General features: G+C 38.2%; 17 protein-coding genes. 16 read left to right on the top strand and 1 reads right to left on the bottom strand.

Translation table 11 applies throughout. From position 1 onward, the window contains the following. Positions 1-11 precede the first annotated feature (11 nt). The 16 genes from IGK91_RS12210 to IGK91_RS12135 all read left to right on the top strand — a co-directional run bounded on the left by IGK91_RS12210 (position 12) and on the right by IGK91_RS12135 (position 16,283). Positions 12-902 carry a YicC/YloC family endoribonuclease gene (locus tag IGK91_RS12210; protein ID WP_010737276.1) on the top strand — a complete coding sequence of 297 codons (891 nt, stop codon included), beginning with the start codon at positions 12-14 and terminating at the stop codon, positions 900-902. 16 nt (positions 903-918) lie between these two features. Beyond that, on the top strand, positions 919-1,203 hold the full coding sequence (locus IGK91_RS12205; RefSeq protein WP_010720603.1) for a hypothetical protein: 285 nt from the start codon (positions 919-921) through the stop codon (positions 1,201-1,203). Positions 1,204-1,506: 303 nt separating this feature from the next. After that, entirely contained in the window at positions 1,507-2,121 is a 615-nt protein-coding gene (gene gmk, locus IGK91_RS12200) for a guanylate kinase (protein WP_010720602.1), read from the top strand. Positions 2,122-2,125: 4 nt separating this feature from the next. Next, complete coding sequence (gene rpoZ, locus IGK91_RS12195) at positions 2,126-2,431, top strand: DNA-directed RNA polymerase subunit omega (protein ID WP_010720601.1); 306 nt, start codon at positions 2,126-2,128, stop codon at positions 2,429-2,431. A 245-nt stretch (positions 2,432-2,676) separates the two neighbouring features. After that, positions 2,677-5,085 carry a primosomal protein N' gene (gene priA, locus IGK91_RS12190; protein ID WP_010737277.1) on the top strand — a complete coding sequence of 803 codons (2,409 nt, stop codon included), beginning with the start codon at positions 2,677-2,679 and terminating at the stop codon, positions 5,083-5,085. Positions 5,086-5,098: 13 nt separating this feature from the next. Further along, positions 5,099-5,590, top strand: coding sequence for a peptide deformylase (def, locus tag IGK91_RS12185; RefSeq protein WP_010720599.1), 492 nt, complete (start codon positions 5,099-5,101; stop codon positions 5,588-5,590). Further along, positions 5,583-6,524, top strand: a complete 942-nt coding sequence (gene fmt / locus IGK91_RS12180) for a methionyl-tRNA formyltransferase (protein WP_010737278.1) — start codon at positions 5,583-5,585, stop codon at positions 6,522-6,524. Before def ends, fmt begins: the two co-directional genes overlap by 8 nt. Further along, positions 6,524-7,882, top strand: a complete 1,359-nt coding sequence (gene rsmB, locus IGK91_RS12175) for a 16S rRNA (cytosine(967)-C(5))-methyltransferase RsmB (protein ID WP_010737279.1) — start codon at positions 6,524-6,526, stop codon at positions 7,880-7,882. Before fmt ends, rsmB begins: the two co-directional genes overlap by 1 nt. Before the next feature lie 12 nt (positions 7,883-7,894). Further along, positions 7,895-8,635 carry a Stp1/IreP family PP2C-type Ser/Thr phosphatase gene (locus tag IGK91_RS12170; RefSeq protein ID WP_010737280.1) on the top strand — a complete coding sequence of 247 codons (741 nt, stop codon included), beginning with the start codon at positions 7,895-7,897 and terminating at the stop codon, positions 8,633-8,635. Continuing rightward, complete coding sequence (pknB, locus tag IGK91_RS12165; RefSeq protein WP_430605304.1) at positions 8,632-10,665, top strand: Stk1 family PASTA domain-containing Ser/Thr kinase; 2,034 nt, start codon at positions 8,632-8,634, stop codon at positions 10,663-10,665. Before IGK91_RS12170 ends, pknB begins: the two co-directional genes overlap by 4 nt. 128 nt (positions 10,666-10,793) lie before the next feature. Further along, on the top strand, positions 10,794-11,693 hold the full coding sequence (rsgA, locus tag IGK91_RS12160; protein WP_010737282.1) for a ribosome small subunit-dependent GTPase A: 900 nt from the start codon (positions 10,794-10,796) through the stop codon (positions 11,691-11,693). 12 nt (positions 11,694-11,705) lie between these two features. After that, positions 11,706-12,356: a ribulose-phosphate 3-epimerase gene (gene rpe, locus IGK91_RS12155; RefSeq protein ID WP_010720593.1), complete on the top strand. Its 651-nt coding sequence runs from the start codon at positions 11,706-11,708 to the stop codon at positions 12,354-12,356. Further along, positions 12,357-12,992: a thiamine diphosphokinase gene (locus tag IGK91_RS12150; protein WP_010737283.1), complete on the top strand. Its 636-nt coding sequence runs from the start codon at positions 12,357-12,359 to the stop codon at positions 12,990-12,992. A gap of 155 nt (positions 12,993-13,147) precedes the next feature. Beyond that, the gene (gene mreC / locus IGK91_RS12145; protein ID WP_010720591.1) at positions 13,148-14,002 is read left to right on the top strand and encodes a rod shape-determining protein MreC; all 855 of its coding nucleotides are present in this window, start codon (positions 13,148-13,150) and stop codon (positions 14,000-14,002) included. 3 nt (positions 14,003-14,005) lie between these two features. Next, entirely contained in the window at positions 14,006-14,515 is a 510-nt protein-coding gene (gene mreD / locus IGK91_RS12140) for a rod shape-determining protein MreD (RefSeq protein WP_010737284.1), read from the top strand. A gap of 217 nt (positions 14,516-14,732) precedes the next feature. Further along, the gene (locus tag IGK91_RS12135; protein WP_430605303.1) at positions 14,733-16,283 is read left to right on the top strand and encodes an NlpC/P60 family protein; all 1,551 of its coding nucleotides are present in this window, start codon (positions 14,733-14,735) and stop codon (positions 16,281-16,283) included. A 464-nt stretch (positions 16,284-16,747) separates the two neighbouring features. Here IGK91_RS12135 and IGK91_RS12130 read toward each other — a convergent pair whose 3' ends face one another. Further along, a complete protein-coding gene (locus IGK91_RS12130) occupies positions 16,748-18,550 on the bottom strand; it encodes a M3 family oligoendopeptidase (RefSeq protein WP_010737286.1) in 1,803 nt (600 codons plus the stop codon). Positions 18,551-18,661 lie beyond the last annotated feature (111 nt).

The raw sequence follows: 18,661 nt of genomic DNA, 5'->3' as shown, positions 1-18,661 counted from the left end.
GACCCTGTTGAATGAAAAGTATGACTGGTTTTGGTAAAGCCACCCGTGAAACCGCAGAGTATCAATTAGAAGTTGAGATCAAAAGTGTCAATCAACGCTTTTTAGATATGCAAATACGTAGTCCTAAATTGTTAAATTATCTCGAAAATGATATTCGCCAATTGATGAAACAACATTTAAGTCGAGGTCGAGTCGAAGTTTTTATCAATCTGACGTATTTGGGACAAAATCAAAAACAAGTTTTTGTTGATTGGAATTTGATTGACGAGCTGATGACGAACTTAACTGAAGGAATAACCCAACGTTATGGAGAGAAACAGCAATTACAGATTGGACGTCTATTAGAAACTTTGACAACGAATGAATCTTTTGTCGTGATTGAAGAAAAAAATGAAAACAATATGGATGAACTGACAGCCTTGGTTTTAGAAACGGTCCATGAAGCACTAGCTGAAATTGAAAAAAGTCGCCAAAAAGAAGGGACAGCCTTAGAGGCGATCATTCAGAAAAACAGTGATGAACTGAAACAAGTATTAAATGACTTACAACAATTTGTTGAGTTATACGAACAAGAGTATCAGGAAAAATATCAAAAGAAACTAGAAGATTACTTGGGAGCAACGGTCGATCAACAAAGATTGCTGACTGAACTCGCTATTTTATTAGAGCGAGGAGATATTCATGAAGAATTGGATCGCTTAGTGATCCATATCGGCAAATTGGATGAATTACTTCAAGTAAAACAGCCAGTTGGCAGAGAACTTGACTTTTTGATCCAAGAAATGAATCGAGAAATCAATACGATTGGTTCAAAATCAAGTGCGATTGAAATCAAAAACCAAGTGATCCAGTTAAAAACGATTTTAGAAAAAATCCGAGAACAGATCCAAAATATTGAATAGCAAGGAGACGAAAAAAATGAACTATTATGATATCACGTTTCATGAATTAAGTGGGAAAACGGTCATCAAAAGAAATGTTCCTTCTGAAAAAGCAGGATTTGAAGCTTGGCAAGATGCCTGTGCGCAAGTGACGGAGAAAGAAATCCAATTGTTAGTTAACGATGGGACTTATGTGACGATGAATCGTCAATTTATTGTGAGAATCGATGCAGAAGAAGTGAAAGACCCAACTGAAAAAGCACTCTCTCGAAAAGATGAGATCATGGGTGTTGTCAATACCTTGTCAAACATGGGTTTTTAAAAACGACGGTAATCGGCATGTTAGTGAGAAGAGCTGCAACCATATGTTGCGCTTCTCACTATTTTTTTGAAAAAGAATGCTGCTCAGTTAGAACCTGTAAGGTGAGAGGGACCTTTTTTTGAACTTTTGAATGAAGGATGAACTTGATAGTTAATCACTATCATCAAAAGCCCGAGTGAAAAGCAAAGGTTTTGCCAGTCAAAGGCGCTTTTTTTTGCTATAATCAAAGATGCCCTTGAAAGTTGTCGAAAAAAAGTGCAAAATAAACGTTAGTATAAAAAGACTAGTTGAAAGGACGTCGTCATGTCAGAGCGTGGATTATTAATCGTGTTGTCTGGACCATCAGGTGTAGGAAAAGGCACAGTGCGAAAAGCAATTTTTGAGAGTGAGGATAATGATTTCCAATATTCGATTTCAATGACTACTCGTAAGATGCGTGAAGGAGAAGTCGAAGGAGTCGATTACTACTTTAGAAGCAAAGAAGAATTCGAAGCAATGATCGAAGCCGGAGAAATGCTGGAATATGCTGAATATGTAGGGAATTATTATGGAACACCTTTGTCTTATGTCAATAAAACATTGGACGAAGGAAAAGATGTATTTTTAGAAATCGAAGTCCAAGGTGCTCAACAAGTCAAAGAAAAAGTACCAGATGGCGTATTTATCTTCCTAACTCCTCCCGATTTAGCCGAATTAAAATCAAGAATCGTTGGCCGTGGGACAGATGCAGATGAAGTAATCGAAGAACGAATGAAAGTTGCCAAAGAAGAAATTGAAATGATGGCACTATATGATTATGCCGTAGTCAATGACCAGGTACCCCTGGCGGTAGAACGAATCAAAAATATCATTGCCAGTGAACACTTTCGTGTCGACCGTGTGATCGGCAAATATATCAAAATGTTAAAGGAGATGTAGTCTTATGATGTTAAAACCTTCAATCGACTCATTGTTAGATCGCGTAAATTCAAAATATTCTCTAGTTATCTTAGCAAGCAAACGTGCACACGAGCTAGATGCAAAAGCACAACCTACGATGGATTCATTTGAATCAGTAAAAAGTGTTGGACAGGCATTAGAAGAAATCGAAGCAGGAAATGTGATCAATGATCCTCATCCTGAATTAAAACGGGAACGCTTGAGAATGGAAGATGAAGAGCGTAAAGCCAAAAAAGATCGTGAACAACAAGAGTTAGAGTCACGTATCCGTGAAGAGCAAAACCAATAAAAAGTGCTAGATTCTTTGGATAAGCCGAAATTTCCGAAATTTGTATTCTCAAATTTTTGTGGAATTTCGGCTTCTTTTTAGGATCACGTTTTAGCATATAAGAATGACTTTTCTGCAGAATGCTGCTGCGCCGTTAATTTTTTGTAAGGATTCATCAGAAAATAAGACAAACCAAGCAATCTCTAGTAAAATAGGCAAGAACGATTTTGTCTATTTGATAGAGTAACTAAAGGAGGAAGGAAACCATGCCAATCACAGCTGATGTTATCGTCGATGTACCCACTATGCAAACCGATCAGCCTTTCACCTATCTGGTTCCTTCTGAAGTAGAAACGGCGATTCAAGTCGGGATGCGAGTAGAAGTTCCTTTTGGTAACGGCAACCGTCATGTTCAAGGGTTCGTTGTAGGTTTGCGAGTACAAGATAGCATCGAACAAAAAAATTTAAAAGCGATTGTCCAAGTATTAGATTTAGCACCTGTGGTTAATCAAGAACTACTTCAATTGGCTGATTATATGAAGACGATCACTTATGCGTTTAAGATCACTTGCTTACAAACGATGCTTCCTGCTGTCATGAAAGCATCCTATGACAAACAAATCTATCCTGTAAGTGAAGCGGCGGACGTCCAGGCATTCTTTAAAGGACGAACAGAAATCTCCTGGAAAGAAGCGCAAGAAGAGGGCATTTTATCCCAATTGATCCGTTGGCGTCAGGACAAGTTAGTAGATATCAGATATGAAGTACACACTAAGAACAAAGTCAAAACGATTCGTTTGATCCGCTCAAATTTGAATAGTGTCCAGCTTGAGGAAGAGTGGGGAAAGTTAAGAGCGAATGCGAAGAAACAAAAAGAACTTCTGCTTTGCTTATCTGAGCAAAAAAAGGCTGAACCAATTAGTTATTACAAAGAAAAAGGTATCAGCACGGCAACTTTGAATCAAGGAAAAGACAAAGGCTGGTTAACTTTTGAAGAAGTAGAAAGTTATCGTGATCCTTATAAAAATCGCACGTTTGAACAAACACAAGCATTCCAGCTAAATAAAGAACAACAACATGCAGTAGAACGTATCGTTGAAGCAGGGCAACAAGAGAAGAGTCACACTTTTTTATTAGAAGGAATTACTGGAAGTGGAAAAACAGAAGTTTATCTACAGGCCATTGCTGAGGTATTAGCTCAAAATAAAACAGCGATTATGCTTGTTCCTGAAATTGCTTTGACACCACAAATGGTAGAGCGTTTTAAAGGGCGTTTTGGAGAGGCGGTAGCTGTCTTACATAGCGGGCTATCTCAGGGAGAAAAATACGATGAGTGGCGTAAAATCGAAAGAAATGAAGCCCAGGTTGTTGTTGGCGCCCGCTCGGCAATTTTTGCCCCTTTAGAAAATATCGGATTGATCATCATTGATGAAGAACATGAATCAAGCTATAAACAAGATGAAACGCCACGTTATCATGCCAGAGATCTAGCGATTTGGCGTGGAAATTATCATCATTGTCCAGTAGTACTAGGAAGTGCGACACCATCTCTTGAATCACGTGCTCGAGCACAAAAAGGGCTGTATGAATTACTCCATTTGAGTCAAAGAGCCAACTTGTCTGCTCAACTTCCAACAATTGAAGTTGTTGACATGCGACAAGAATTGCAACAACATAATACGTCCACATTTTCCAAACAGTTACAAGCAAAAATCCAAGACCGTTTGGCGAAAAAAGAACAGATTGTGCTGTTACTAAATCGGCGAGGATATTCTTCCTTTGTGATGTGTCGGGATTGTGGTTTTGTTTTACCTTGTCCCAATTGTGATATTTCTCTGACCCTTCATATGGACACCCACTCCATGCGTTGCCATTACTGTGGACATGAAGAACCAATCCCACACCGTTGTCCTAACTGTGGAGGGAATAAAATTCGTTACTATGGAACAGGGACCCAAAAAGTCGAAGAAGAATTAAAGACCCTTTTCCCAGAAGCTGGTGTTTTACGTATGGATGTTGATACGACCAGAAAGAAAGGTGCGCATGAACGTATCTTGCAACAATTCGGTCAAAAAAAGGCGAATATCTTACTGGGGACGCAAATGATTGCCAAAGGGTTGGATTTTCCTGATGTGACGTTGGTCGGCGTTTTGAATGCTGATACTTCCCTTAACTTGCCTGATTTTCGTTCAAGCGAGCATACGTTCCAATTGCTTACGCAAGTTTCGGGAAGGGCAGGCCGAGCCGAAAAAGCAGGCGAAGTGATTATCCAAACCTTTAATCCGCAACATTATGCAATTGAATTAGCAAAAGAACAGAATTATGAGCGATTCTATCAACAAGAAATGGCCGTCCGACATCGTAGTGGATACCCACCTTATTATTTTACTGTCAAAATCACGACCAGCCATGAGGAAGAACAAGTTGCTGCTAAGAAGATTTTTGAGGTTGCGAATCAGTTACGTCAAGTGTTAGGAAATCAAAGCTTGTTATTAGGACCGACCCCTAGTACAGTGAATCGGGTAAAAAATCGGTACTATTACCAGTTGATCATTAAATATAAACATGAGCCTAATTTAGCGAATATCTTAAAAAATATTTTAGACCAGGGCCAAAAAGAACAACGACAAGGATTATTTGTCGCGATTGATAATGAACCATTACACTTTATTTAAGAAGGGAATTTACATGCGCTATCCTATATTGATCCACCCCAATGATAAATTGAAACGTGTCGCACAACCAATCGATGTGATCACAGATGAAACAATTACTTTACTAGATAACCTATATGAAACGATGGTTGCTAACGACGGTATTGGCATTGCCGCTCCACAAGTTGGTCAAAACAAGCGAGTTGCAATCGTAGAAGTAGATGAAGGTGAAAAGTTTGAATTAATCAATCCAGAAATTATTGATGCAAAGGGAGAAAGCATTGATGTAGAAGGTTGCTTAAGCATCCCTCATGTTTATGGGACCGTCAAACGGTTTGACGAAGTAACGGTTCGCTATTATGATCGTGAAGGCGAAGAAATCGAAGTAGTAGCCTTTGGTTACTTAGCTCGTGCCTTTCAGCATGAGATCGACCATTTAGACGGTATATTATTCGTTGAAAAAATGATTGAGCAAATTCCAGAAGCCGAATTAGAAGAGTATATGGAGGAACATCTTGATGACTAAATTAGTATTTATGGGAACGCCAGCTTTTTCAGTACCGATCCTTGAAGGCTTATTAGAAGAAGGGTATGAAGTAGTCGCAGTCGTGACACAACCTGATCGCCCTGTGGGACGTAAAAAAATCATCACCCCTACCCCAGTAAAAGAAGCAGCCGTGAAACACGGTTTATTGGTTTTACAACCTGAAAAAATCTCTGGTTCAGAAGAAATGGAAAAAATCATTGCCCTACAACCAGATGTGATTATCACAGCTGCATTTGGTCAATTTTTACCAGAAAAATTATTACAGGCACCTGTTCACGGAGCTATAAATGTACATGCATCTTTATTGCCAAAATATCGAGGAGGGGCGCCAGTTCATTACTCGATTATCAACGGGGAAAAAGAAACCGGTGTAACGATCATGGAAATGATCAAAAAGATGGATGCAGGGGGCATTTATGCTCAAGAAAGTTTACCAATCACTAAACAAGACGATGTGGGAACCATGTTTGAAAAGTTAAGTGCATTAGGGAAACAACTATTACTTAAAACATTACCTGATATTTTGAATGGAAATTTGAGTCCACGTCCACAAGATGAATCAAAGGTAACTTTTTCGCCGAATATCACACGGGAGCAAGAAGCAATTGATTGGAACAAGACAGCAGAAGAGATCGACAACCAAGTCCGTGGGATGCGACCATGGCCGATTGCATTTACGACATACGAACAAACCCGTTGGAAACTTTTAAATGTAGAAGCGTTAGCTGAGAAAACTACGGCGGAGCCAGGGACCATCATCAAAAAAGATAAGAAAAATCTGTGGATTGCTTGTGGTAAACAAACGGTGTTGGCAATCAAAGAATTACAGCCAGCAGGTAAAGGAAAACAAGCGATCAATGAGTTTTTGAATGGTAGTGGACAACAGGTAATGATTGGGCAGCAGGTGAAATAATGGCAAAAATACCAAAAAAAATGAAAAAATCTGTTCGTTATATGGCACTGATCACCCTTGAAAGAGTAAACAAGGGCGGTGCTTATTCTAATTTATTATTGAACGAAATGATCAATCAAGGGGATTTAAATCAAAAAGATGTTGGCTTGTTTACTGAATTGGTCTATGGAACGATCAGTCGTCAACTTTTACTGGAATTTTATGTCGCTCCATTGATAGCAAAAGCAAAAAAAGTGGATGATTGGGTTAAAACATTACTTTATTTGTCAGTTTATCAGTTGGAATTTCTAGATAAAGTTCCAGCTCATGCGATTTTAAATGAAGCGGTCGAAATTGCTAAGATCAAGGGAAATCCTGGTACTGGGAAATTTGTAAATGGTGTTTTAAGAAATTATCAACGACAAGGTAAACCAGATGTTGAACAAATCGGTGATCCGATTGAACGCTTATCCGTAAAAATCAGTTTACCGATCTGGTTAACCAAGCGATTGACTGATCAAATCGGTTATGAAGAAACGGAAAAATTAGGACTTTCCCTCTACCAGCCAAGTCACGTCAGTGGTCGAGTAGATATCAGAAAATATCCTAGAGAACAAGCAATCGAGACACTCCAAGCAGAAGAAATTTCAGCGACAGCAAGTAAACTTAGTCCTTATGGGGTAATTGCTGAAAAAGGACATTTAGCATCTAGTTCCTTATTCCATGACGGGGTCATGACGATCCAAGATGAAAGTTCGATGCTGGTCGCACCCGCTATGCAAATCGAGCCAGAACATCATGTTTTAGATGCTTGTGCGGCACCAGGAGGAAAAACAACGCATATTGCCACGTTTTTAGATCCAACATGTGGTGGCGAAGTTACAGCACTGGATGTTCATGAACATAAAGTAAAACTCATCGAAGAAAATGCGGAACGCTTAGGTGTTTTTACAACTGTTTATGCACAAAAAATGGATGCACGTGAAGTGAAAGAGGAATTTTCAGCTGAAACATTTGATCGTATCTTAGTTGATGCCCCTTGCTCAGGATTAGGACTATTGAGAAGAAAACCAGATATTCGTTATAAAAAAAATGCCAGCGAGTTAGCTAATTTACCAGTGATCCAATTGGCGATTTTGGAAAGTTGTGCATCTGTGTTAAAATCTTCTGGAATATTAACTTATAGTACTTGTACGATTCTTAAAGAGGAAAACCAAGAAGTCATTGAAACATTTTTACAGCGACATACTGATTTTGAAAGGATTGATGTTTTAGTTGATCCTGTGCTACAATCATCAATCGAAGATAAAATGTTGACTTTATACCCACATCAGTTCTATACAGATGGGTTTTTCATTTGTTGTTTGCGTAAAAAGTAATGAGGTGAAAGAATGCAGATTGAATATCAATCAGATGTAGGAAGACGACGTAATACAAATCAAGACTATGCGAGTGTTTTTACGAATCAAGCTGGAATTAAATTAGCAGTATTGGCAGATGGAATGGGCGGTCATCGTGCAGGTGATATCGCGAGCCAGATGGCAGTGACAAACTTAGGAACTGCTTGGGAAAATCTAAGTTTAAGTGATGACGAAAAAGTAGCGCAATGGTTCATCAAAACGATCCAAGAAGAAAATACTCGTATTTATCAACGTGGCCAAGAGCAACCAGAATACAATGGGATGGGAACGACGATCGTAGCAGCAGCTTTATCAGAAGATCAGTTTACTATTGCTCATGTGGGGGATAGCCGTGCCTACTTGATCCGTGAAGATAAAATCATTCAACTGACAGAAGATCATTCTTTAGTGAATGAACTAGTAAAATCTGGAGAAATCAGTGAAGAAATGGCAGCGAACCACCCACGAAAAAATATTTTAACTCGTTCTGTAGGAATGCCAGGAACTGTAGAAGTCGATGTATCGACTTATATTTGGCAATTAAAAGATCGTTTGTTGTTGTGTTCGGATGGGTTAACGAACATGTTATCTGAAGAAACGATTGGAACGATTATCAATCAAGAAGGGGCTTTGTTCGACAAGGTAACAGAATTAATCGAACGTGCAAATGAAGCAGGCGGAGCAGATAATATTACCGTTCTTCTGATCGAATACAAGGAGGACGTAGCATGATTGAGTTAGGCAAAAAGTTGAATGGTCGTTATCAAATCACTGGAAATATTGGTAGTGGGGGCATGGCAAATGTTTTTCTAGCCCATGACCTTATTTTAGATCGTGATATCGCAGTCAAAGTGTTACGATTCGATTTCCAAAATGATCAAACGGCAATTAGACGATTCCAACGAGAAGCACTAGCTGCGACTGAACTAGTTCATCCTAATATTGTTAGTGTGTATGATGTTGGAGAAGAAGACAACATGCAGTATCTCGTGATGGAATATGTAAAAGGAATGGACCTGAAACGCTATATTCAAACCCATTATCCTGTTCCTTATGATACAGCAGTCAATATTATGCAACAAATTTTATCAGCTATTTCTTTAGCACATACGCACCAAATCATTCATCGTGATTTGAAACCACAAAATGTCTTGATCGATAATGAGGGCGTGGTCAAAATCACTGATTTTGGTATAGCAATCGCATTATCTGAAACATCGATCACACAAACGAATACGATGTTAGGCTCTGTCCATTACTTATCTCCTGAACAAGCTAGAGGAAGTATGGCTACGAAACAATCAGATATCTATGCCTTAGGGATCATTCTTTACGAATTATTAACTGGCAGTGTTCCTTTTGATGGTGAGTCTGCAGTGACGATTGCCTTGAAGCATTTCCAAGATGAGTTACCTTCAATCAAGGATCTAGACCCAACAACGCCGCAAGCTTTAGAAAATGTGGTATTGAAAGCTACTGCAAAAGAACCGGCAGATCGATATAAAACAGCAGAAGAAATGTCAGAAGACTTAGCAACAGCGCTGTCTCCTGCTCGGGCAAATGAAGCCAAATGGGTGCCACAAGCAATGACCAAAGAAACTCAAGTGATCACACCATTAGAAGAAGATACACCAATGCCAGAGTCATTTAAATCCATGCCATTACCTAAAGAAAAATCAGAAGAAACTCCTGTGATGGCAGAAGAGACAGTTCCTGATCCAAAGAGTAAAAAGCATAAAAAATGGTGGATTATTTTATTGGTGATCTTAGCCTTATTAGGAATCGGAACAGCCGTCTTTTTTGCTTCTGGAGGTCGTGGAGAAGTCGAAATTCCTGACGTTTCGGGATTATCAGAAGCGTCTGCCAGAGATACTTTAGCAAAAGCTAAATTAGAAGCAGCAACAAAAACCGAAGAGATCCCTGATGAACAAATCGAAGAAGGAGACGTTGTCAAAACGGACCCAGCAGCGGGAACTACAGTGAAACAAAACCGTGAAGTTACCCTTTACGTCAGCACAGGTAAGAAAAAAATCAAGTTAGATGATTATACTGGGATGAATTTTGACGAAGTAAGTAGCCGATTGAAGAAGCTTGGTTTTCCAGCTGATAGTATCGAGAAAAAAGACGAGTTCAGTGATGAAGTAGAAAATGGACGAATCATTTCCCAGTCGGATGAAGAAGGAACGGAAGTCGATCCAACGACAGATAAGATCACATTTGTTGTGAGCCAAGGCGCGCAACCAACGATGGGGGATTATACTGGTCAAAATTATGACACCGTTCGTGGGATATTGAGCTCAAATGGTTATAAAAGGATCAGTGAGACGTATGATTACAGCGATACGGTTCCAGCTGGTTCAATCATTAGCCAATTACCTAGTTACGGTGAACCATTGACTGAAAATAGCTATATCAGTTTTGTCGTTAGTCAAGGACCAAATGCGAAAACATTAAATGATATTTCAGGCTATACGAAAAGTGATGCACAAAGTTATTTATCAAGTATTGGCGCAGAATACATCGGACATGAGTCTTATGAATATTCTGATACCGTAGAAAAAGATAAAGTGATCCGAACAGCTCCTGGCGTGGGGGCATCGATTACTCCAGGAACGATCGTCAATGTCATTTATTCAAAAGGACCAGAACCAACCAAAGAATCAAAAGAATCATCAAGTTCAACCAAAGAATCGTCAAGCAGCAAAGAAAGTTCAAGTACTACTACGTCTAAAGAAGAAAGCACGTCGTCTTCATCCAAATAGTAATAACAATAAAAAATAGCAGAGCGTTTCTAAACGTGCTCTGCTATTTTTTATTGAGTTTCGCTAAGTTTCTTGTCAGGAACGCCACATGATTTTTCTTTCCTGTGGTAAAATAAGGAAAACTGGAGGTGGCATACATCAAAGGACAAATCAGAAAAGCAATTAGTGGGTTTTATTATGTACACGCAGACGGTGAGACCTATCAAACGAGAGGACGAGGAAACTTTCGTAATCGAAAAATCACTCCGTTAGTGGGTGACCAAGTACTATTTGAAAGCGAAAACAAGACGGACGGTTATTTGTTAGAAGTGATGCCTCGTAAAAATCAACTGGTGCGTCCACCGGTAGCAAATGTCGATTTAGGTGTCGTAGTTACAAGCTTGGTAGAACCAAATTTTTCTTATAATTTATTGGATCGCTTTCTAGTGACTTTAGAATATGAATCCATTGAACCTGTCATATTTTTGACAAAAACAGATCTTGCTTCAAACGAACAGCAAATCGATGAGATCAAGCAAACGTATGAAACGATCGGTTATCCAGTGATTGTTCCGAAATATCCTGGAGATACTGCAGAATTAATTCGTTACTTCCCAGAACGATTGACCGTTTTTATGGGCCAATCTGGTGCTGGAAAATCTACACTCTTAAACCAAATTTCGCCAGATCTAAACTTAGAAACGGGGGAAATCTCTGATTCTTTAGGACGTGGGAGACATACAACGAGACATGTGGAATTACTCCCATTGTATGATGGTTTAGTTGCAGATACACCAGGATTCAGCTCGATCGATTTTTTGACGATCGAAACGACTGAATTACCAAAACAATTTCCTGAATTTGTCAGTGCATCGAACCATTGCCGTTTTAGAGAATGCATGCATGCTAAAGAGCCTGGGTGCGAGGTGAAACGCCAGGTCGAAACAGGTGAGATTGCCCAAACACGTTATGAGAACTATTTGCAATTTTTACAGGAAGTCGAAAATCGAAAACCAATCTATTCTAAAAAAGAAGGTAAACGAAAATAGGAGGAAGCATTAATGAAAATAGCACCATCTATCTTAAGCGCAGATTTTTCTAATTTACAAAGAGACATCGAACTAGTAGAAAAAGGAGGGGCAGATTACATCCATGTAGATGTAATGGATGGACAATTTGTTCCAAATATTACATTTGGTCCCAATATCGTACAAGCTATTCGACCAATTACTAAGTTACCACTAGACGTGCATTTGATGATTGTTGACCCGGAAAAATATATTCCGGCGTTTGCGAAGGCTGGAGCAGATATCATCACGGTGCATGTGGAAGCCACTCCACACATTCATCGAGCATTGCAAATGATGAAAGATCTAGGCGTGAAATCAGGAGTCGTGATTAATCCAGGCACACCTATAACGATGATCAAACATGTTTTACCGATAGCAGATCAGGTCTTAGTGATGACTGTTAACCCAGGATTTGGTGGACAAAGTTTCATTGAAGAAACGGTAGAGAAAATTGCTGAATTATCAGAATTACGCGAGCAAAATAATTGGCATTATTCCATTGAAGTAGATGGCGGTATCGTTCCTGAAACCGCACAAATTTGTCAAAAAGCTGGAGCAGATGTTTTCGTTGCCGGTTCTTATATCTATAACTCAGAAGATCCAGTGGGTCAAATCAACCAGTTAAAAGAGGCATTGAAATAAATGCAGGTTTTATTAGTGGCAGGAGGTTCTCCTGAAAATTGGCCAGAACTACAAAACAGTTATGACTGTTATGTAGGCATTGATCGTGGTGCATGGTATCTTCTTCAAAACAATTTCCCCTTGGATTTAGCAATCGGTGACTTTGATTCGTTATCGGTAGATGAAAAAAAACAAGTTGAACAAGCAACGAATGAACTGATCCAAGCACCAGCAGAAAAAGATGATACAGATACGCAGTTGGGGTTGTGTCAAGCCATTGAACGATATCCAGAAGCAACAATCACGATCATTGGCGCAACTGGTGGTCGATTGGATCACCTGCTTGCTAACCTTTGGCTGCCGTTAGAACCAAGATTTAAACCACATGCTCAAAAGATCATTATTTGGGATCGTCAAAATCATGTCACCTACTATTTACCTGGCAAACATGTGATTACCAAAATGGATAAAATGCGTTATTTGGCCTATTGTTGTTTGACGCCTGTAACAGAGCTGTCCATCCAAAAGAGCAAGTATGAACTGGAAACAACTGATGTGAGCCAAGCAACTTCTTATGCAAGCAATGAATTTGTTTCAGATACGGCTGATTTTTCCTTTTCAACTGGGATAGTCGCAGTGATTCAAAGTAAAGATTAAGTTTGCTCTAACCGAGTAAATACAACAGAAATAGTTAAAAATGACAAGTCAAATTATTTACTAAAAAAAAGCTTAAGAGAGGTGTCATACCTTTTGTTTCGCCTCAATTAGTGATAAAATTGACCATAAGAGTCTAATTAATTCGAGGTGTCTTTGTGAAGAAGTTCAATCCTAATAAAAATATTATTATTACCTTAATCATTGTTATCATTGTGGTGACAATCTTAAGTGTGACTGCCGCGCAACGAGCGAATGAAGGAAAACCTAATTTCTTCCAGTCTTTTGTCAATGACAGTGTTTCATTTGTTGACCGTGCAATCTCTGCGCCCGTAAGATGGGTCGAAAATGGAGTGGATTCAGTCCATAATCTTTTCACGACTTATTCTGAAAATGAGCGATTAAAAGAGAAAATCGATAGTTATGATGAATTAGCATTAAAAAATAAAAATGACCAAAAAGAAATCGAAGCATTAAAGAAAGAACTTAACTTAAATCAAACATTGACTAACTATGAAAAAGTAACGGCGAATGTGATTACACGCTCACCAGATACTTGGCAAGATATGTTGATCGTTGATAAAGGATCAAAAGATGGCATTGAAGTGAACATGGCGGTAATGGCACAAAAAGGATTAATTGGTCGAGTAGTTGAAGTCAATCGTACTTCTTCTAAGATCGAGCTGCTGACTTCGTCAAATGAAAGTTCGAATCATTTCCCAGTTCGGGTATCTTCTTCTAGTGGAGAAGCGTTTGGATTATTGAAAAACTATGACGAAAAACTGCAAGCGTTAGTCGTGACACAATTAACTGGAGATACGAATATCAAAGAAGGCGACGTCGTTCAAACTTCTGGCTTAGGTGGGAACTCACCAGCAGATCTGCCGATCGGAACCGTCATCAAGACCAAACCAGATAGTTATGGCTTGGATCGTGAAGTATATGTTAAGCCTTACGCTGGAATGTATGATCTGCCAGTTGTGACGATCGTGCAACGACTGGTGGAGGATTAACCTATGCTGAAAAAAGATACAATGAAATATTACTTGCCAGTTGTATTGTTCTTATTGATGTTGATTGATGGGCATTTGACTAGAATGTTTGTCGAGTGGTCAAATGGGCAATACATGGCTAGTGCCCATTTTCTCATTTTGGCTTTGCTGTTTTGCAGTATGAAATTTCCTAAAAGGTATTTATTGATTACAACGGTCGTCCTTGGAGCAATCTTTGATACCTACTATATCGGTGTAATCGGGATCTATGCGGTGGCATTACCACTGATGGTCTTTATTATGTATTCGATGAGTTCTTATATCCACTTTAATATCTTTACAGAATTTTTTAGTATGATTATTTTTGTTACGGGGTATGAGTTGTTCACTTTAGCTGTACAATTGATTTTCAAATTAGTATCTGTAAATAACACTTACTTTATTACTAGATATCTTGGGCCAACTTTATTATTAACGATGATTCTATTCGCAGTTTTCGTTTTTCCATTCAAGAAATTATTCAGTGATGAATAATTTCTTTTTTTTGTACTGATTTCTGAAATAAATGTCATATTTTGTGAATAATCATTGAAACTTACATGTTTGTCATTTTAAGATTTTATTTTGAAATGTTTTTGTAACATAACTATTATATCGTTGACATACTGCTATGGTACAATTTTTATATCGTTAAGAAAGACTTAAATATATTTAGATATTTATTAAATTAAGCCAGTCGGAGGAATGAAGAGTGAAAAAGAGTTTATTATCAGCGGTAATGCTAAGTTCAATCGCTTTAACTGCCGTAGGATCACCGATCGCTGCCGCGGCGGACGATTTTGATTCTCAGATACAACAACAAGACAAAAAAATTGCAGACTTACAAAACCAACAAGCAAGTGCACAATCACAAATTGAAGCATTAGAAGGTCAAGTTTCTGCTATTAACACAAAAGCGCAAGATTTATTAACTAAACAAGATACATTGCGTAAAGAATCTGCTCAATTAAAACAAGAAATCAAAGATTTACAAGAACGTATTGAAAAACGTGAAGCAACAATCCAAAAACAAGCACGTGAAACACAAGTAAAAAATACTAGTTCAAACTATATTGACGCTGTGTTAAATGCAGATTCATTAGCAGATGCTGTTGGTCGTATCCAAGCAATGTCTACAATCGTTAAAGCAAACCAAGACTTAGTACAACAACAAAAAGAAGACAAACAAGCAGTAGAAGCGAAAAAAGCTGAAAATGAAGCAAAACAAAAAGAACTTGCTGACAACCAAGCTGCTTTAGAGTCACAAAAAGGCGATTTATTAGCAAAACAAGCTGACTTAAATGTCTTGAAAACTTCATTGGCTGCTGAACAAGCAACAGCAGAAGATAAGAAAGCTGACTTGAACCGTAAGAAAGCTGAAGCTGAAGCAGAGCAAGCACGTATCCGTGAACAAGCTCGCTTAGCAGAACAAGCTCGTCAACAAGCAGCTCAAGAAAAAGCTGAAAAAGAAGCACGTGAACAAGCTGCTGCACAAGCTACACAAACACAAGCTTCATCATCAGCATCAACTACAACAGAAAGCTCATCAGCTGCACAATCTTCAAGTGAAGAATCAAAAGCTCCTGAGTCTTCAACAACAGAAGAATCAACATCTACTGAATCTTCTACAACAACAGAAAATTCATCAACTGGCTCTTCTTCTACTGAATCATCTTCAACAGAAGAATCAACAGTTCCTGAATCTTCTACACAAGAGTCAACACCTGCGAATACAGAAAGCAGTTCAAGCAGCTCTAATACAAATGTAAATAATAATACAAACAATAGCACTAATAATAGCACTAATAACAGTACAACAAATAACAACAATAACAACAATACTGTAACACCAGCTCCAACACCTACACCAACGCCTGCTCCAGCACCAGCACCAAATCCTTCTGGTAGTGTGAACGGCGCTGCGATTGTAGCAGAAGCTTACAAATATATTGGTACTCCATATGTATGGGGTGGTAAAGATCCAAGTGGCTTTGACTGTTCTGGATTTACACGCTATGTATATTTACAAGTAACTGGCCGTGACATCGGTGGTTGGACAGTACCTCAAGAATCAGCTGGAACAAAAATTTCAGTTTCTCAAGCAAAAGCTGGAGACTTATTATTCTGGGGTTCTGCTGGCGGAACTTATCACGTAGCTATTTCATTAGGTGGCGGACAATATATCCATGCACCACAACCAGGTGAAAATGTTAAAGTTGGTTCAGTTCAATGGTATACACCTGATTTTGCAGTAAGTATGTAATAATAAATAGAATGAACAGGAGGAGAAATCTTCCTGTTCATTTTTTTTTGTGGCTCTATTCTTTTTGATGTTGGTGAAATTCACCAACATCTTTTTTATGGTTTAAAAAGTATAAAAATGATACCCTATGATTCTAAGGTTTCTTTTTACCAATATCCTTTGACAACGTGTCTTTTTTAGTCTGTAATGCAATCAGTGAGTAAAGAATGAAGTTTATATGTAGCTATAAAATAGTAGGGGACATTGGTGATTTTCACAAAAAATGATCATGGATGTTTGGAATGAGAGACGAAGCAACCAAAATAAATGAGCTAGAGTGAAGAAGGTTGGTGTAAACCAATCACTATTCTCTCTAGCTCATTTGGACTTATTAGTCAAAATAGGATTTCCAATGAATGAAAAAACTGCTATTTTTACTGTTTATGAATCGATCATTTTATCTAGTAATGATTTAGCTTGATCAATTAATGTACATATTCTTCAGAAAGTGTCATGAAACTATTGATATCCTCTAAAACCATATCGATGCCAGCTTGCCAGAAATCTGGTTTCGTTAAGTCAACACCTAAATGTTTTTGAGCAAGTTCTTCGGTTGTCATTGAAGCTGTATCTCTTAATAACTCAATGTATTCTTGCTCAAAACTTGTTCCTTTTTTGTTTGCATAAGCATAAATACCTAAACTAAATAAATAGCCAAACGTGTAAGGGAAGTTATAAAAAGGAACATCATCAATAAAGAAATGCAATTTAGCTGCCCAGAAGTGTGGGTGGTAAGTAGCTAAGGCATCATGATAACCTTCTTTTTGAGCTTCAACCATCATTTGAGTGATTTCTTCTTCTGAAACAAGTCCTTCTTGTCGCGCAGAATAGAAACGATTTTCGAAAATGAAACGAGAATGGATATTCATAAACATGGCCAAAGCATTTTGTAATTTAGTATCTAATAAATTGATTTTTTCTTCTTTCGTTTTGGCTGCTTTTAAGGTAGCATCAGCGACAATCAATTCAGCAAACGTGCTAGCAGTTTCTGCAACATTCATTGCATAATCACGGTTCAATGCTGGCAGATCCCACATGACACTGCTATGAAAGGCATGACCTAATTCGTGGGCTAGCGTAGCTACTTCATTGACTGAGTTACTATAGGTCATAAAAATTCTGGATTCTTGGGTTTCTGGCAGCTCAGTACAATACCCGCCAGGTCGTTTTCCCGGACGATCCTCTGCTTCAATCCAACTTTTTTCAAATGCAGATTGTGCAAAGGTTGCCATTTTGGGACTGAATTTTTGAAAATTCTCAATGATGAAAGAGGCAGCTTCGTCAAAGGTAAACGTCTTTTCCTTTAGATCTCCTAAAATAATTGGTGCATCTTGATCTTGCCACTCCATTTTTTCTTTACCGAAAAGATTGGCTTTTCTTGTTAAGTAATCAACTAACGGTTGTTTATTTTTTTGGATAGTTGCCCACATCACATCAAGTGTTTCTTTTTTTAAACGATTGTATTCTAATGGTTTTTGTAAATAGTCGTTCATACCATGTAGTTTATAGGTTGATAAACGGAAACCATCTAAGTGATTTAATGTGTCCGATAGTAAAGACGTTTTTTCTTGCCAAGCTTTTTCCCAGGCGATAAATAACTTTTCACGTACGAGTGGATCTGGATCACCCATCATTTTATTGAAGGCTTGACCTGCTGACAAGTCAGTTACCTTGCCATTTTCTTCAAATGGAATCACGATTGTTCCCACAATTGTGTCGTAATGACTGCTCCACGCATTCAGCCCGTCTAATGAGAGTGTATTGATGATGTTTTCTTCTGCTTCGGACAATAAACGATGACCGTCTCTGCGAATCTCATTCATACGAAAAGCAATCAAAGAAAATGCATCTGTTTGGAGCAATGTTTGCCAATTATTGTCAGATATTTCTGCAAATTTTTTCGATAAAATCGTATCGGCTGATTGCCAACGTGGTAATAGTGCATATAATTTTCCTGATAAAAGCTTTGCTTGGGTATCTTTGACATTCGCAGATAACAAAGCCGTAATATAACTATTACATTGAGAAAAACCTTCTGTAATTGTTTCTTGTTGTTTGATCAGTGTCGTAAGTTCATCATTTGTACTGACTGAATGATCCCATTGATTAACGGATTGATAATAGGTATTGATTTGTTTTTCTAATTGTTCTAAGCGTTCATTTAAGGCTGGGGAATCACTTCCACCTGAAAAAATTGAATCAAGATCCCAATTTAGTGAATATGTCATGAAAAAGCTCCCTTCAATTTATAATACAATTAGTATAGCATTATTTTCTTATTTAAGTCTCTAAGAAAAGTTTGTTGTTTCGCAAAAAAAGAGCTATTATAAATGGCAGAG

Origin of the sequence: Enterococcus sp. DIV1208, from assembly GCF_050530455.1 — a bacterium.
Lineage (GTDB): Bacteria > Bacillota > Bacilli > Lactobacillales > Enterococcaceae > Enterococcus_B > Enterococcus_B hirae.
This window is presented reverse-complemented; position numbering and strand designations above follow the sequence as displayed.

Excerpts from the sequence above, each read along its gene's own strand:
- IGK91_RS12210 (WP_010737276.1), top strand. The coding sequence starts at position 12 with ATGAAAAGTATGACTGGTTTTGGTAAAGCCACCCGTGAAACCGCAGAG.
- IGK91_RS12205 (WP_010720603.1), top strand. The coding sequence starts at position 919 with ATGAACTATTATGATATCACGTTTCATGAATTAAGTGGGAAAACGGTC.
- gmk (WP_010720602.1), top strand. The coding sequence starts at position 1,507 with ATGTCAGAGCGTGGATTATTAATCGTGTTGTCTGGACCATCAGGTGTA.
- rpoZ (WP_010720601.1), top strand. The coding sequence starts at position 2,126 with ATGATGTTAAAACCTTCAATCGACTCATTGTTAGATCGCGTAAATTCA.
- priA (WP_010737277.1), top strand. The coding sequence starts at position 2,677 with ATGCCAATCACAGCTGATGTTATCGTCGATGTACCCACTATGCAAACC.
- def (WP_010720599.1), top strand. The coding sequence starts at position 5,099 with ATGCGCTATCCTATATTGATCCACCCCAATGATAAATTGAAACGTGTC.
- fmt (WP_010737278.1), top strand. The coding sequence starts at position 5,583 with ATGACTAAATTAGTATTTATGGGAACGCCAGCTTTTTCAGTACCGATC.
- rsmB (WP_010737279.1), top strand. The coding sequence starts at position 6,524 with ATGGCAAAAATACCAAAAAAAATGAAAAAATCTGTTCGTTATATGGCA.
- IGK91_RS12170 (WP_010737280.1), top strand. The coding sequence starts at position 7,895 with ATGCAGATTGAATATCAATCAGATGTAGGAAGACGACGTAATACAAAT.
- pknB (WP_430605304.1), top strand. The coding sequence starts at position 8,632 with ATGATTGAGTTAGGCAAAAAGTTGAATGGTCGTTATCAAATCACTGGA.
- rpe (WP_010720593.1), top strand. The coding sequence starts at position 11,706 with ATGAAAATAGCACCATCTATCTTAAGCGCAGATTTTTCTAATTTACAA.
- IGK91_RS12150 (WP_010737283.1), top strand. The coding sequence starts at position 12,357 with ATGCAGGTTTTATTAGTGGCAGGAGGTTCTCCTGAAAATTGGCCAGAA.
- mreD (WP_010737284.1), top strand. The coding sequence starts at position 14,006 with ATGCTGAAAAAAGATACAATGAAATATTACTTGCCAGTTGTATTGTTC.
- IGK91_RS12130 (WP_010737286.1), bottom strand. The coding sequence starts at position 18,550 with ATGACATATTCACTAAATTGGGATCTTGATTCAATTTTTTCAGGTGGA.